Annotated in this window: 14 protein-coding genes; 10 read left to right on the top strand and 4 right to left on the bottom strand. The window is 69.0% G+C overall.

The features are described from left to right. The first annotated feature begins 156 nt into the window (after window positions 1-156). On the top strand, window positions 157-627 hold the full coding sequence (locus BLR41_RS12240) for a GatB/YqeY domain-containing protein (RefSeq protein ID WP_092628236.1): 471 nt from the start codon (window positions 157-159) through the stop codon (window positions 625-627). Between the two features lie 150 nt (window positions 628-777). Here BLR41_RS12240 and BLR41_RS12235 read toward each other — a convergent pair whose 3' ends face one another. Then, window positions 778-3,234 carry a penicillin-binding protein gene (locus BLR41_RS12235; protein WP_092628235.1) on the bottom strand — a complete coding sequence of 819 codons (2,457 nt, stop codon included), beginning with the start codon at window positions 3,232-3,234 and terminating at the stop codon, window positions 778-780. 243 nt (window positions 3,235-3,477) lie between these two features. Here BLR41_RS12235 and BLR41_RS12230 point away from each other — a divergent pair, with 243 nt between their 5' ends. Then, a complete protein-coding gene (locus BLR41_RS12230; protein ID WP_092628233.1) occupies window positions 3,478-3,780 on the top strand; it encodes a WhiB family transcriptional regulator in 303 nt (100 codons plus the stop codon). A gap of 240 nt (window positions 3,781-4,020) precedes the next feature. On the opposite strand, the gene bagB is transcribed toward BLR41_RS12230, so the two are convergent. Together bagB and bagA are read right to left on the bottom strand one after the other, a co-directional pair. Then, the gene (gene bagB, locus BLR41_RS12225; protein WP_092628232.1) at window positions 4,021-5,157 is read right to left on the bottom strand and encodes an ATPase BagB; all 1,137 of its coding nucleotides are present in this window, start codon (window positions 5,155-5,157) and stop codon (window positions 4,021-4,023) included. Further along, window positions 5,154-6,158 carry an ATPase BagA gene (gene bagA, locus BLR41_RS12220; RefSeq protein ID WP_092628231.1) on the bottom strand — a complete coding sequence of 335 codons (1,005 nt, stop codon included), beginning with the start codon at window positions 6,156-6,158 and terminating at the stop codon, window positions 5,154-5,156. Before bagA ends, bagB begins: the two co-directional genes overlap by 4 nt. 187 nt (window positions 6,159-6,345) lie before the next feature. On the opposite strand from bagA, the gene sp36 reads away from it, so the two are divergent. From sp36 to BLR41_RS12180, 8 genes are all read left to right on the top strand, one after another. Beyond that, a complete protein-coding gene (sp36, locus tag BLR41_RS12215) occupies window positions 6,346-6,501 on the top strand; it encodes a Sp36 family protein (RefSeq protein ID WP_092628230.1) in 156 nt (51 codons plus the stop codon). 110 nt (window positions 6,502-6,611) lie between these two features. Further along, window positions 6,612-7,079, top strand: a complete 468-nt coding sequence (locus BLR41_RS12210) for a RidA family protein (RefSeq protein ID WP_092628375.1) — start codon at window positions 6,612-6,614, stop codon at window positions 7,077-7,079. Window positions 7,080-7,363: 284 nt separating this feature from the next. Then, window positions 7,364-7,996 carry a hypothetical protein gene (locus BLR41_RS12205; RefSeq protein WP_342745360.1) on the top strand — a complete coding sequence of 211 codons (633 nt, stop codon included), beginning with the start codon at window positions 7,364-7,366 and terminating at the stop codon, window positions 7,994-7,996. 98 nt (window positions 7,997-8,094) lie between these two features. Beyond that, window positions 8,095-9,519, top strand: a complete 1,425-nt coding sequence (locus tag BLR41_RS12200; protein ID WP_092628225.1) for a hypothetical protein — start codon at window positions 8,095-8,097, stop codon at window positions 9,517-9,519. A gap of 141 nt (window positions 9,520-9,660) precedes the next feature. Beyond that, window positions 9,661-9,849 carry a DUF397 domain-containing protein gene (locus tag BLR41_RS12195; protein WP_092628224.1) on the top strand — a complete coding sequence of 63 codons (189 nt, stop codon included), beginning with the start codon at window positions 9,661-9,663 and terminating at the stop codon, window positions 9,847-9,849. A gap of 207 nt (window positions 9,850-10,056) precedes the next feature. After that, window positions 10,057-10,878, top strand: coding sequence for an NUDIX hydrolase (locus tag BLR41_RS12190; protein WP_092628223.1), 822 nt, complete (start codon window positions 10,057-10,059; stop codon window positions 10,876-10,878). A 64-nt stretch (window positions 10,879-10,942) separates the two neighbouring features. Further along, a complete protein-coding gene (locus BLR41_RS12185) occupies window positions 10,943-11,797 on the top strand; it encodes an MBL fold metallo-hydrolase (RefSeq protein WP_218120093.1) in 855 nt (284 codons plus the stop codon). Window positions 11,798-12,055: 258 nt separating this feature from the next. After that, window positions 12,056-12,490 carry an Hsp20/alpha crystallin family protein gene (locus BLR41_RS12180; protein ID WP_092628221.1) on the top strand — a complete coding sequence of 145 codons (435 nt, stop codon included), beginning with the start codon at window positions 12,056-12,058 and terminating at the stop codon, window positions 12,488-12,490. 84 nt (window positions 12,491-12,574) lie between these two features. Here BLR41_RS12180 and BLR41_RS12175 read toward each other — a convergent pair whose 3' ends face one another. Continuing rightward, a complete protein-coding gene (locus BLR41_RS12175) occupies window positions 12,575-13,819 on the bottom strand; it encodes an MFS transporter (protein ID WP_176797960.1) in 1,245 nt (414 codons plus the stop codon). Window positions 13,820-14,491: the final 672 nt, after the last annotated feature.

Raw genomic sequence — 14,491 nt, 5'->3', positions numbered from 1 at the left:
TCTCGCGTGCGGCTCTCGCGAGGAAGGCCCGACGTTGTGTAGTAACTACCCGATGTCGAACCTCCCCGGGGCGAGAGCCGTGTGAGAGGTTCCGCCACTGCACCAACTACGAAAACCGAGCGGCCCCGCACTCCATCTCTCCGGGATAATTGGGCCATGTCCGAGTTGAAGGAACGCCTGCGGGCCGACATGACCGCGGCGATGAAGGAACGGGAAACCACCCGCACCGGGGTGCTCCGGATGGCGCTGTCCGCGATCGGAACCGAGGAGGTTTCCGGGCAACAGGCACGCGAGCTCTCCGACGAGGAGGTTCGGGGGGTTCTTTCCAAGGAGGTCAAGAAGCGGGACGAATCCGCCGCGGCCTTCGAGTCGGCGGGGCGTGCCGAACAGGCGGCGGCTGAGCGCGCCGAGGGCGACATCCTCCGGGAGTACCTGCCCGCGCAGCTCGACGACGAGGAACTCACCCGGTTGGCGAAGGAGGCGGTGAGCGAGGTCGCGGCCGAGATCGGCGAGACGCCGGGTCCGAAGCAGATGGGTCAGGTCATGAAGATCGCGAACGCCAAGGCCGCGGGCCAGGCCGAAGGGGGCAGGGTCGCGGCCGCGGTGAAAGCGGAGCTCAACGGCTGACCCCCGCCACCGAAGTTTTCCGCCCGCCCTCTCCGGAGCACTCGGGTGGCGGAACCACCCGAGTGTCCTCCGGAGCCCTACCGGAGAACCAGGGCTCTACCGCAGCACCGGGCCCGAGCGCAGAACCGGGGCCGGAGCGGAGAACTCCGCTCAGCCACCGGAGTCCTCCTGCTGCTGCGGCGAGGGCTGCTCACCACCACCGCCGCCGCCGGAACCACCGCCGGAACCGTTGCCGCCGCGCTCACCTCCGCCGGTTCCCCCGCTTCCACCGGAGTTCTCCCCCTGGGAAGGCGGTTGCGCGGCGACGGTGCGGGGTGGCGGAATGTAGCCGCTGCTGACCGAGAGCAGCACCGAGGTGCCGCTCTGGGCGATACCGCGCGGCGACTGGCTGATCACCGTCCCCTCGGACTCGCTGCTGCTGACGGTGCGCCGTTCCACCTCGTAACCCGCCTCGCGCAGTTTCTTCGCGGCCTCGTCGGCGGACATGTCCACGACTTCGGGAACCTGCTTCCCGGAACCGCCGTGGCGGTAGCGGTCGGTGGTCGACGGCAACTCCGCCACGGGCAGTCCCTCGTGCGCGGTCTTCATGGCACGCATCCAGGTCTTGGCGGGAACGGTGCCACCGTAGATGTTGCCGCTGCCGCAGACCGTGGGAGGGCTCCCCAGACAAATCCCCATGCCGGGGGACTCGGGGCGGTCGATGTAGGTGAGTACGGCACCCGCCAGCTGCGGGGTGGCACCGATGAAGGCGGCGGAGCCGAAGGTTTCGGTGGTACCGGTCTTGGCCGCGGTGGGACGGCTCCACCCCGCGGCGCTGGCCGCACGCGCGGCGGTACCGGAAATGGTGTCGTCGGACATTCCGACGGCCATCGCGTCCGCCAGCTCCCGGTCCACGGCCTGTTCACAGGGTTTCTCGGTGATCGAGACCCGGTTGCCGTGGCGGTCGCGGATGCTCTTGACGGGCGTCGGTGGACACCAGACACCACCGCTGGTGATCGTCGCGGAGGCGTTGGCCAGTTCCAGGGGGCTGGTGGGGCTGAATCCCAGGGTGAACGCGCCGATCTTGCGCTGTTTGATCTCTTCGGCCTGGGTACGTTCCCGAGCGCGGTCGGCGACCATCGGCACGCCCGCCAGATCGTGGTGGTTGAGCGTCCGGCGCATCCCCAGCCGGGAGGCCATCTCCACGGTGTTGTCCAGTCCGGCACGCTCCTCCAGGATGACGAACGCCGTGTTCGGCGAGGTCGCCAGCGCACTCTGGATCGAGCGGGAACCGGCGCCGACTCCCTCGGCGTTACCGACGGTGTAGGGGTTGCTCCCGTTGCTGAACTTGACCGAGGTGTAGGAGCCCGGTGCCGGGACGACGTCCTGGATCCCCATCCCCGCTTCCAGCGCGGCCGCGGCGGTGAAGGTCTTGTACACCGAACCCGCGCCGGGTGGTGCCATGGAGCTGGGCAGCGCGTACGCGCTCTCACCCTGCTCCTTGTCGAAACCGAAGTCGCGGTTGGCCACCAGCGCGCGGACCTGATGTTTGTCCTCGCCGGGCTCCACCACGGACATGACGTTGGCGATCTGGTCGCTGTCCTTGGGCACGCCCTGCTCGGCCGATTCCTTTGCCGCGGCCGTGATTCCCTGGTCCAACGTGGTCCGGATCGTGTAGCCGCCACGGCGCAGCTGGTCCATGGAGAACCCCGCGCGTTGCAGGTAGTTTTCCACGTACTTGCAGAAGAAGCCGTTCTGCGCGCCGGCACCGACGCAGCCGTTGGGCAGTTTGGCGAGTGGTTGTTCGATCCCCAGCGGGGACTCCTTGGCCTCCCGAGCGGCCTGCTGGGTGATCCTGCCCTGCCGGGCCATCGCGTCGATAACCAGCCCGCGCCGGAACATCGCCTCCTTGGGCTGGGTGACCGGGTTCAACGAGCCCGGGCGGTTGACCACACCGGCCAACAACGCGGCCTGCGCGATCGTGAGTTCGCCAGGGGTGGTTCCGAAGTAGGCGTGGGAGGCGGCGGCGATGCCGTAGACGCGGTTGCCGTAGGGCACGACGTTGAGATAGCGGGTGAGTATCTCTTCCTTGCTCAACCGCTTCTCCAGCTGGAGGGCTACCCGGATCTCACGCAGTTTGCGCGCCACGGTCTGCTCGGTTGCCTCGGCCTGTTTGACGGGATCTCCCGCGGCGGTGACATGCACCAGGTAGTTCTTGACATACTGCTGGGTGATCGTGGAAGCGCCCTGGGTGATCCTGCCTGCCACCTGGTTGCTGACGAAAGCACGCACCGTGCCCGGCCAGTCCACACCTTCGTGTTCGTAATACCGCTGGTCCTCGATGGCCACCATCGCCGCCTTCATCGTGTCGGCGATCTGGTCGGAGGTGGCCGGTGTCCGGTACTGCTCGTACAGGTACGCGATCGGATCGCCATTTCGATCCGTCACCGTCGAGACCAGGGGTGGTTGTTCGGTGAGCAGTTCGGTGGAGATCCGGTTCACCGCGTCGCCGGCACGATTCGATATCACTCCGAGCGCTCCCGCAGCGGGGAACATCATGCCGGCGATCAGGACGCCGGCCAGCACACAAAGACCGAACAGCTTGAGCACGCCGTTACGTAGCCGCACGAGGTAAACGGTAAGTCGAGCCGCGCTACGCGACTCGCTGTCACGGTCAATAACCCCCGATGTGATGAGCGTGAAAGAAAATTCCCACGAAAGTCGGTTGGCTACGGAACCGAGATCTTCTAGTGTGCGTCCACGTCTAGCGACAGGTTTCGTGGCGTGCCCGCGGGCACGCCACGACGGCCGGTGCCGGGGGACCGGAGGTTGCATGGTCGCCGACAATCCAGTGAGGAGCTGGGGGCTTTGATGTTGGAACAGGGGGACTGGCGGGTGAACGCGGCATGCCGCGACAAGAACCCCGACCAGCTTTTCGTACGAGGTGCGGAGCAGCGCAAGGCACGCACCATCTGCTTCGGATGTCCGGTCCGCACCGAGTGCCTCGCGGAGGCGCTGGACAAGCGGATCGAGTTCGGTGTCTGGGGCGGCATGACCGAGCGGGAACGACGGGCGCTGCTGCGCAGACGCCCTGATGTGCGCAACTGGCGTGAGCTGCTGGAAGCCGCGCGGGAGGATTACACCCAGGACATCGACGCCTACCAACTGGGGTGAGAGCGGAGAGCCGTCGGCCACACGGGTTGCGTAGCTTGTTGCGTGGCGGAACCTCTCGCACTGCCCTCGCTCCGGGGAGGCCCGACATCGGGTAGCGAACTACCCAACGTCGGGCCTTCCTCGCGAGAGCCGCACGCGAGACCCCGCGGCGGTGCCGGTGGCGAGGATGGTCGGAGCTCGGCCTGCGGTCGGGGCCCCCGATTTCGCGAGAAATCGAGGCCGTTGCAGGGCGGGGCGGGCTCACTCCCGGGCGAGTCGGCGGCCGATCTCGCGCAGGCCGTACTGGTCGTGCACCTCGTCCGCCAGCGCGGGAACGCTGCCGAGCTCGACTTCCGGATGCGCCCTGGTGAACCGGGCCAGCAGACGTTTCTCCCGCTCCGCGACCGCCACCCGGTCGGCGTGCAACCGGAGAACCGAGGCTGCCAGCGGGGCGGACCCGGCTGTTTCCAGTTCCTCGGCGGCCGACAACGCACGCGCGGCCGCCAGATCGGCCAGTATCGGATGCGTGCGGTTGGCGACCATGCCCGCCAGCGGCATGTGCTCCGTGGACAGCCGTTCCACGAAGTAGGAGGCCTCCCGCAGCGCGTCCGCTTCCGGGGATGCCACCACCAGGAACCGGGTGCCGCTGGAGCGCAACAGCCGGTAGGTCCGGTCCGCCCGCTCCCGGAAGCCACCGAACGTGGAATCGAACGCCTGCACGAAGGCGGCGGCGTCGGCGAGCAGCTGGCGTCCGACGATCGTGGCGACCGCCTTGGCGAACATCCCGAACCCGGCTCCGACGATTCTGCGGAGCCCCTTACCGCCCGCCTTGGCGGGGCTGGCCAGCATCCGGATGAGCCTGCCGTCCAGGATGGTGGACAGTCGCTGGGGGGCGTCGAGGAAGTCCAGCGCGGAGCGACTCGGTGGGGTGTCCACCACGATCAGGTCCCAGGTGTCCTCGGCGGCCAGCTGCCCGAGCTTCTCCATCGCCATGTACTCCTGCGTCCCGGAGAACGAGCTCGACACGGTTTGGTAGAAGGGGTTGTCCAGGATCTGGCGTGCCCGGTCACGACCGGCGTGCGCCAGGACCATGTCGTCGAACGTCCTGCGCATGTCGAGCATCATGGCGTGCAGCTCACCGGACTCGCCCTGCTCGAGATCGACCTTCCGGGGAGTGTTGTCCAGTTCGGCCAGCCCGAGCGCCTGCGCCAGTCTGCGGGCGGGGTCGATGGTCAGCACCACGGTCTTGCGGCCGCGGGCGGCCGCCCGGATGCCCAGGGCGGCCGCGGTGGTCGTCTTGCCGACTCCGCCGGAACCGCAGCAGACGAGGACGCGATTGTCGGGGTCCTCGAGCAACCGGTCGATGTCGAGCCGTTCCGGGCCCGGGGGTGTGTTCATCGGCTTCCTCCGACACCGCGCGCGACGAGCCCCTCCGCCAGTTCGTAGAGCGCCGCGACGTCGATCCCCTCGACGTAGTCTGGCAGTTCGAGGAACGGCAGGGCGGTGTTGTCCAGTTGTTCCCGGGCCGCCAGTTCGGCACTGGCTCGACCCGCGTGTTCGATGGTCTCGGCCACCAGACCGTCGAGCACCTCGGTGTCCCAGTCCAGCCCGGCCGAGCGCAGCCCCTCGCGGATCCTGGTCGCGTCGACCCTCCCTCCGGCCGCGGCCAGCACCGAACGGGTGGCCAGCCGGGAGGGGCGTACCCGGTTCAACAGCACCGCCCCCGGGCGCAGTTCGGCCGCGTCGAGTTCCTCCACCGTTTCCAGGGTTTCCCGCACCGGCAGCTGTTCCGGCAGGGTGACCAGGTGAACCACGGTGTCGGAGGAGTGCAGCAGGCCCGCCACCTCCTCGCTCTGACCGTGGATGGGTCCCATCCTGGCCAGGTCGGCCATGGCGCGCGTGACGTCGAGGAACCGGACGATCCGGCCGGTGGGTGGTGCGTCCACGACCACCGCGTCGTAGGTGTGTCGCCCGTTGGGGTCGGTCCGGCGCACGCACTCCTTGAGCTTCCCGGTGAACAGCACGTCGCGCAGGCCGGGGGCGAGCGTGGTGGCGAATTCGATCGCCCCCATCCTGCGCAGCGTGCGCCCCGCGACACCGAGGCTGTAGTACATGGCCAGGTACTCCAACAGGGCGGCTTCCGCCTCGACGGCCAGGGCGCGGACCTCGCCTCCGCCGGGAGCCGCGGCCAGCCTGCGTTCGGAGTACTCCAGCGGCGGTGTGTCGAACAGCTGGGCCAGCCCCTGCCTGCCTTCGACCTCGGCGAGCAGCACCCGGCGCCCACCGGTAGCCAGGGCGAGGGCCAGCGAGGCGGCGGCTGTGGTCTTACCAGCACCGCCCTTACCACTGACGAAGTGCAGCCTCGCCCCGTCGAGTTCGCGGTCCCATTCAGAGCTCACACGATCAGCCTAAGCTCCTTCGGGGGTCCCTGTCCGCTCGTACTGTCCGCTCGTGCCGTCAGCTCCTCGAGGCCGCGGGGCGTCACACGGGAGCGGTGAGGACTCACCGGCGAGTGCGCCGCGGCCCGACCGGCGGGGTTTCCGAGCCGAGGAACAACCTCTCGGAGCCGGCACTTAGGGTTGCGGCATGACCAAGTGGGAGTACTCGACAGTGCCGCTGCTCAGCCACGCGACCAAGCAGATCCTCGACCAGTGGGGCGATGACGGCTGGGAGCTGGTCGCCGTTCTGCCGGGACCTACCGGCGAGCAGATGGTCGCCTACATGAAGCGCCCGAAGGAGTAACGACGGATCGAGTGATTTCCCGGGGCCGTTCCCGTCCGCGAGGATGGGAACGCCCGGATCCGTAACGCAGCGGGGCCGTTTGGCGAGTCCCGGAAAGATTGGTGTCCGCGATGGGCAACTGGACCGCCCGCTTGACCGAGCTCGGAGTGGAGCTTCCCGAGGTGGCGAACCCCCTCGCCTCTTACGTGCCCGCGGTGCGAAGCGGGAACCACGTCCACACCGCGGGACAGCTACCCCTGGTGTCGGGCACGTTGTCGGCCGCGGGGAAGGTGGGTGGCGACGTCGACCCGGACACGGCCCGACGGATGGCACGTATCTGCACGCTGAACGCCCTGGCGGCTGTCACCAGCGTGGTCGAGCTGGACTCGTTGGCCGGGGTGGTCAAAGTGGTCGGTTTCGTCGCTTCGGCGGAGGGATTCACCGGCCAGCCCTCGGTGCTCAACGGCGCCTCGGAGCTGCTCGGGGAGATATTCGGCGAATCCGGTGCGCACGCGCGTTCGGCGGTGGGGGTGGCCGAACTTCCGATGGGCGCTCCGGTCGAAGTGGAACTGATCGCCGAGATCGCCGACGGGCACTGAGCCCGTGAACCCCGTGTGGGAGGACAACTGTTCCCGGCCGCGTTCGCTCGACCACTCACACCTCGTGCGGCCATCGCACCGCGCCTCGGCTCCGAACCACAACGCGCACTCACCCATCTGGGGGAGGGCTGTTTATAGTGAACCGTGAGTAACTGAGCTGTGAGTAACAAGGCCGGATGCGTGCTGCGGGTTGATCGCAGACATTTCCGCGGGAAAATCACCCATAGGGATGAAAACGCCGATGACTGTCCGACGCAGCGTGCTGGGGCCTCGCCCCGGAGGGGATGACTGACGTGGCCGACCGAGACACCAGCCTGTTGTGTCACGAGCTGTTGCTCCGACTCGCGGGCCGTATCCCGGACGAGTCACTGTGGCGCTACCGGGACTGGCTGGCAGGCGACGCCGGGGACGTTGTGGCCGTTTCGCTGCCGAAGCAGCTGGTCCGGGAGCGCATCGGTCTGACCGACGGCGACCACCGGCTGCTCTCCGAAGCCCTGCTGCCGATGGGGGCCGATCCGGCCGCGGTGGGCGCGATACTTCCGGAGGAGAGCACGCCGCGACGACGTCACACGTTCACGGCGGCGGCTCCCGGCGACGACAAGGGCGACTCCGCAGCGCTCGTACTGGGAGCGACGCTGCGCGGACGGTCCGACGTGGGCGAAGTCCGCGACAGTTGGCGCCGCGACACCGCCGCGTCGAGCTCGGAGCCGGAGCAGCGCGTGATACTGGTCCACACCGGCGGAGCTCCCGTGGAGCTGGCCGGTGAGATCCAGCGAATCCTGCGCGCGCTCGGCAACCACACCCCCATGGTGGAGGTGCTTCCGGCGAACATCGATCCCCCCGATTACCACGAGCGCGCCCGAACGGCCTCGAATCTGATCTGCACCGGTAGTGGCGAACTCGTGGGGTCGAACTGAGCACCGGTGGCCGGACGCACCACATTTCGACGTCTCGTGACGAGTTCCGAACAGATCCCACTGCCCCGCATCTCGAACAGGCACCCAAGGAGAACCCCGTGGTGGACGTGGCGAACAGCACCGGCCCGATCGACCGGCTGCACCAACTGCTGCTGGCGCTGAGCGGCCGACTCGACGACGACGCGGTCAACACGGCACGCGAGTTGGCGGGTGCGGGGGAGCCGGACAGCGCCGCCGAGTTCGTCACCGGAGCGCTGCTGGCCGGCGGGATCGCGGTGACGCGGGACGAACAGCGCGAGCTGTCCTCGATCCTGGGGCGGACCAATTCCCGCAGTGGCCTCGCCGAGCGGCTCACCGTGGACGAGACCGACGGTTCCGAGAAGCACCGGTTCACCGAACCGGAACGGGTCGAGGACGTATCCGAGGCGCTTCGGGAGATCACCGCACGACTGCCGAACCTGCGCTCGCTGTGGTGCGCCGCACGTACCACGGCGGCGGGAGTAGCGGCGGGAGCGGTGCCGCGCCGGGTGCTGCTGGCCGAGGTGGACGGATCTACGGCGATCGGCCCCACCGACTACCAACTGCTGCGGGCGCTGCACCGCCACGGGATCCAGTGCTCGGTGGAGGCGTTCGGTACCGGCGAGGAGCTCCCCGACTACCACCGCGAAGCACTGGCCGTGGCACACGAGGTGCGGCTGGACCGCGCACTCGGCAGCATTGAGTCCGCCCGGGGCGGCACCAGGCACAAGGAGGGGATCGAGGGTTTCACCGATCCGCTCTCCTACCACGACCCGCTGGGCGAACCGTCGCGCGTGGAGCCGAGCGAGGCCGGTGTGCTCGCCGACTCCCCCGCTCCGGAACCGGACCTGCCCTCGGTGGAGATGACCACGGAGTGGCCCGCCACGGAATTCGGCAGCTCGCTGAACGCGGACCTGTCGGACGACAGGGACCCGCTCGGGGTCGGCTTCCCCGAGGCCGGCTATCGGGAATCCGGTCGGGAGTCCAGCTATCGGGAGTCCAGCTATCGGGACTCCAACCACGGGGATTCCGGCCATCGGCAGGAACGCTCCCTGCCGCCGGAGCCCGATCCGGAGGAGACCGGTTTCATCCTGCCCGAGCCCGCCCCGAGCACGAACCACGCGGATTCGTTCGGCTTTCCGGAACCCGCTGAGTACTCCGAGTCCGGCGACTTCCCGTCTCCCCCGGAGATCGCGACGTTCGAGCCCGCTCCGGTCGAGAACGACCACCCCGCCGAACAGCACTCCGAGTCCCGTGAGGACGGCAACTCCAATCCCGCGGTTCCGGCCGCCGTGGACGCCAAACTGACCGATCGGGAGCGGAACCTGCTGCAGAAGCTGCACGAGGAGCTGGCGCATCGGGAGCAGGACAAGTCGCCCGGCGATACCGGCAACTCCCACGAAGCGGTCGGAGCGGAGCCACAGCAGGATCCCCGCACCACGACCGTTCCCGGGACCGGGAACTTCCCGCCCATCGGTTCGACCGGCCCCAACCAGTCGCGGTGAGCGGCATGCGGGAATCGCCCGGTGCCGCTGACTCCGTGTTCACCGCGACGCGACGGTTAACCTCCGTGAGGCAGCGATGAACCCGACCGAGTCCATCGAGTTCATCGCTCAGTGTGCGGCTGAAATGGAGGACAACCACGAATGACTGTATCCCCCGAGGGCTGGCGCAAGTCGAGTCGCTCCTCGAAAACCAGCTGCGTCGAGGTCGGCCGCGTGGCCGACGGCGCGGCGGTGCGTGACACCAAGGACCGCTCCGCCGGGTACTTCACCACTACCGGCCCCCAGTGGACCACGTTCATCGACGCCGTGAAGTCCAACCGGTTCGACTGAGACCGGAGCTGAGACCGGAAAGCCTCAGCCCGAAACAGCACAGCGCCCTCGGGGAGCGATTCAGAGCGACGCGTTCCCCGAGGGCGCTTTGCGCACTCCCTGGTCCGCCGTCGATTTCCCACGAAATCGCCGGGCACGGGAGCGCTCTACCGCCGATCGGGCCGTTACCGCAGACCGCACCGGCATCGGACCTCTAGAGTCGCTGTCATGCGACTGCCGGAAGAACTGACCCTGCCGGACGGCATGATCCCGGAGGAGACGACCGATCCACCGGTCACCCCGCGCGACGCGGCCACCGTGGTGCTGCTGCGGGACGGACCGACGGGTCCGGAGGCGTTCCTGCAACGCCGGGTGCGCGGCATGCCGTTCGCGGGCGGCATGACGGCGTTCCCGGGTGGCGGGGTGGACCCCCGCGACGAGGAGGCGTCGATCGCCTGGAACGGCCCGGAGCCGGAGCACTGGGCGCGGCGGCTGGGCTGTGGGACGGACCTGGCGCGCGCGCTGGTCTGCGCCGCCGTGCGGGAGACGTTCGAGGAGGCCGGGGTCCTGCTGGCGGGCGAGAGCCCCGATCACGTGGTCACCGACACCGAGCGCTACGACGCCGAACGGCACGCCCTGGTCAGCAAGGAACTGTCGCTGGCGGGGATGCTGCGGAGCCACGGGCTGGTGCTGCGTGCCGACCTGCTGGTCCCGTGGTCGAACTGGGTCACTCCCGAGATGGAGCCACGGCGGTACGACACGCGCTTCTTCGTGACCACCGTTCCCGAAGGGCAGCGGGCGGACGCCCGCACCGGGGAGGCCGCCGAGGCCTACTGGCGCACCCCCGAGGACGCGCTGGCGGACTGGCGCGCCGGGCACAACGGGCTGTTGCCGCCCACGTGGGTGACGCTGTCCGAACTCGCGGAGCACGAGGACGTCGCGGGTGCGCTGCGCGCCGAACGGAGTATCGACAAGGTCGTTCCCAAGATCGTGCGGCAGGACGGAGCATGGCGGGTGGTGCTACCGGAACCGCCCGACCGGGAGTCGTGAGACCCGCCGGAGGGCACCCCGGTCGGCCCGACCCCGACCTCGGACGAGCAGGAAAGGACACGAGTTGACCTCGTCGACGTTGGAGCACCCCGCCCCCGGCACCCCGCGTCGGGTGCTCGACTTCGCGACCGTGCTGCTGGCGCGGAACCCGAACGCGATGACGCTGGACGGCACGAACACCTGGCTGGTGGGCGCGCCCGAATTCGACGAACGGATCGTGATCGACCCCGGTCCCTCGGAGCGGGAGCACCTGCGGAAGTTACGGGAGCAGGCCCGGATCACCGGGGTGCTGCTCACCCACCACCATCCCGACCACACCGAGGGCGTGGCGGAGTTCGCCGAGCTCACCGGCGCACCGGTACGGGCGCTGGACCCGGAGCTGTGCGTGGACGGCACCGCGCGGAAACCGGGATTCGGCTCGGGCCCGCTGCGCGAGGGCGAGACGATCGACGCCGCGGGCGTGCGGCTGCGGGTCATGGCGACGCCCGGCCACACCGCGGACTCGCTGTGCCTGCACACCGAGCACGACGGCGTGGCGGCGCTGTTCTCGGGGGACAGCATCCTCGGTCGGGGGACCACGGTGGTAGCGGCCGAGGACGGTGACCTGGGCTCGTACCTGGAATCGCTGCGCAGGTTGACCGAACTCGCCGGGAGCACCTGGTTGCTTCCCGGGCACGGTCCGGAGCAACCGGACGCGCGGCAGACCGCCGCGACCTACCTGGAACATCGGCGACAGCGGCTGGACCAGGTGCGGGCGGCGCTGCGCAAGCTCGGCGGCGGCGAGCCGGGCGAGGTGGTGGACCCCGGCGAGGTGGTGGACATCGTCTACGCGGACGTGGATCCGACCGTTCGGCCCGCCGCCGAGAGCACCGTGCGGGCGCAGCTGAACCACCTGCGCGAACTCGGAGAGCTCGGCTGAGCGGGTCTCCCCGGTTCGGGCCTCGGAGAGACACCGGCGGATCCCACCGGTTGTTCCCCACTCCGACGTCCCGAACTCGGGGCCACATCTCCCCCGCACTCTCCCCGTGAAGAGCCGAGGCTGCGGGGAAGTCCCGATCGGCCGCTGTTTATCCCCACGCGAGTTCGGGGTATTGCGGTAGTGCGGCAGTCGGAACTCCAGGGGAGGGAGCTGATCATGGCCGAACCGGTACCAGTACGTCGTGGGGAACGTAGTCCGATGAGCAGCAGGGCGATGCCGAGCTTCTGGCAGGAGCCTTTCCGGGAGCTGGAGGACATCTGGGATCGCATGGAGCGCATGTTCGATCCGGGGTGGAGCACCACCAGGGCCGGTGGCATGTGGCAACCGCTGGTGGACGTCGCGGAGACGGAGGATGCCTACGAGTTCGAGGTCGAGCTGCCCGGGGTGAACCGGGAGGACGTCAGCGTCGAGGTCCGCGACCACGAACTCTGGATCACCGGCGAGATGAGGGAACGGGAACGGTCCGGTGTGATGCATCGCCAGACCAGGCGCACCGGCAGCTTCTCGTACCGGAGTTCGTTGCCCGCGGGAGTGGACAGCCAGAACGTCGAGGCCAAACTCGACAACGGGGTGTTGACCGTGCGGGTGAAGAAGAGCGAGCAGACCAAGCCGCACCGCGTCGAGATCCAGTGAACCACGCCACCGCGGAGCATCTCCGCTGACCGGTTCGCTCCGGCCGGCCCTCCCGAGCGGAGGCTTCCCGCCGGAGCGTTCCGGTCAGCGGGTTTCGGCGAAGCTCTGGACCGCGCGCACGTCGTCCTCGGTGAGCAGGGTGCGGCGGCGGAACCAGAGCACCGTTCCGAGTACCAGCCCGATACCACTGGCCACCAGGAAGGCCGCTGGCGGCGCGGCCGCCTCCACGAGCTGTCCGCTCACGGACTGCCCGAAGGCCGAACCCAGCGTCACCGCCGTGATGACCCAGCTGAACGCCTCGGTGGCCGTTCCGGGAGGCGCGGCCCCCTCCAGCGCCACGGAGTGAGCGGTGGACTGCGGAGTTATCAGCGTGCCCGCAACCAGGAGGGCCACCGTCAGCCCGAGGAGGGTGGTCGGCAACGCCAGCAGCGATATGAGCACCGCGAACACCGAAAGCAGGGCGGGGAGTCGCAGGTACATGGGGCGCGGCCAGGGACGCATCCCGTAGAGCACGCCGACCACGACCGAACTCACGGACAGCACGCTGAGCAGCAAGCCGCCCAGGGCGGCGTGGCCCGCGCGTTCGGCGGCGGCCGGAACCGCGACCTCCACCATGCCCAGCAGCGCTCCGAAACCGAAGGCCGCCAGCGCGACGGTGCGCATCCCGGGGGCGGCGAGCGCCCCCAGCAGCGAGCCGACGGCGTCGGCACGGTCCGCCGGCCGGTGTCGCCTGGCCGCCGGGGTCAGCGCGAATCCGGCGCTTCCCGTGACCATGCAGCAGGCCCCGACGAGGAGTCCGGTACCGGCCCAGGGCATGTTCACCAGCAGACCGGCTATGCCCGGCCCCAGGATGAAGAACACCTCCATGCTGATGGCCTCGTACGAGTAGGCGGCGTCCCTGGTGCGGCCCGGCGGGAGCAGTCGGGTCCAGAGCGCCCGCGACGCCGGGCCCGTCATCGGCTCGGTCAGCCCGACGGCCACGGCGAGCACGATCATCGGTACCGCTGCCCCACCCGACTCGATCGCCACGATCTCGGCGGTGACGAACCCGCTGAACACCGCCGATACCACGAGCAGCGGCCGGGTGGGCCCCAGCCGGTCCATGATCCGCCCCTGCACCACCGACCCGACGGCCACTCCCACGAGGTTGCCCGCCGAAACCAGCCCGGCAACACCGAAGGATCCGGTCACTCGTTGCACGTAGAGCAACAGAGCCAGCCCGATCATCGCCACGGGCAGCCTGGCGAGCAACGAGGTCAGTACGGGAGCCGCGGCACCTCGGGTACGCAGCGCCGCGCGGTAGTCGGTCAGTGAGACGGAGTGGGACACGCGTGCCAGTATCACGAAAGTGGTACGCCAGTACCACTGATTTTCGCGTTATCCCACTCACCCTCCGACCGGGCACCCGAACAACACGCGAAACGAATTCGCAGGTCAGCCCGATCAAGCGCTCGCGATGAAAAAGAGCCGAAAAAATCGGGGCCGACACGCAACCCCGGGCGCTTCCGATACGTCTTCATGAGTGAAAGGGCTTGGCAAGGCGGCTCGAATGGCGCAAGCTGAGAGTGTGCAACGTACGAGTGATCGTGAAAACACTCGGCGTAGCCATCGGGGACCGGTCGTCCGAGCCGCGCCGCGGCCGACTCGGCGGCGGGAGAACCGAAAAACAAGCCTTCGATGCGTTGGTTCGGGGCCGACCATCGAGGGATCGGGGAAAAAGCGTGGTTGGTCGGGGGACGGACCACGCGAGGAGAGGGAACCGGAGCGCCGCGTCGGGGGTGGCGCCCGGTTCCTTCTTTTTGTGCGCACCGGCCCTTGCGGCCTGCGCCGAAACCGGGTTCCCGAATGCTGGGAGCAGCGAAAGCACTCCGGACACGCGGGGCCGGCCCGTGCGGGGCCGGCCGTCCCACGTGCGCTACCGCTTACGCCGAAGGCGTGCGGACATGCTGAAAAGCACCGGCCGCTCCAACCGTGCCTGTCCGGCACGAAGCAGTGGGCGGT

This window comes from Actinopolyspora mzabensis (assembly GCF_900101095.1).
GTDB classification, from domain to species: Bacteria; Actinomycetota; Actinomycetes; order Mycobacteriales; family Pseudonocardiaceae; genus Actinopolyspora; species Actinopolyspora mzabensis.
The sequence above is the reverse complement of the archived record's forward strand: the minus strand, read 5'-3'. Positions and strand labels throughout refer to the sequence as shown.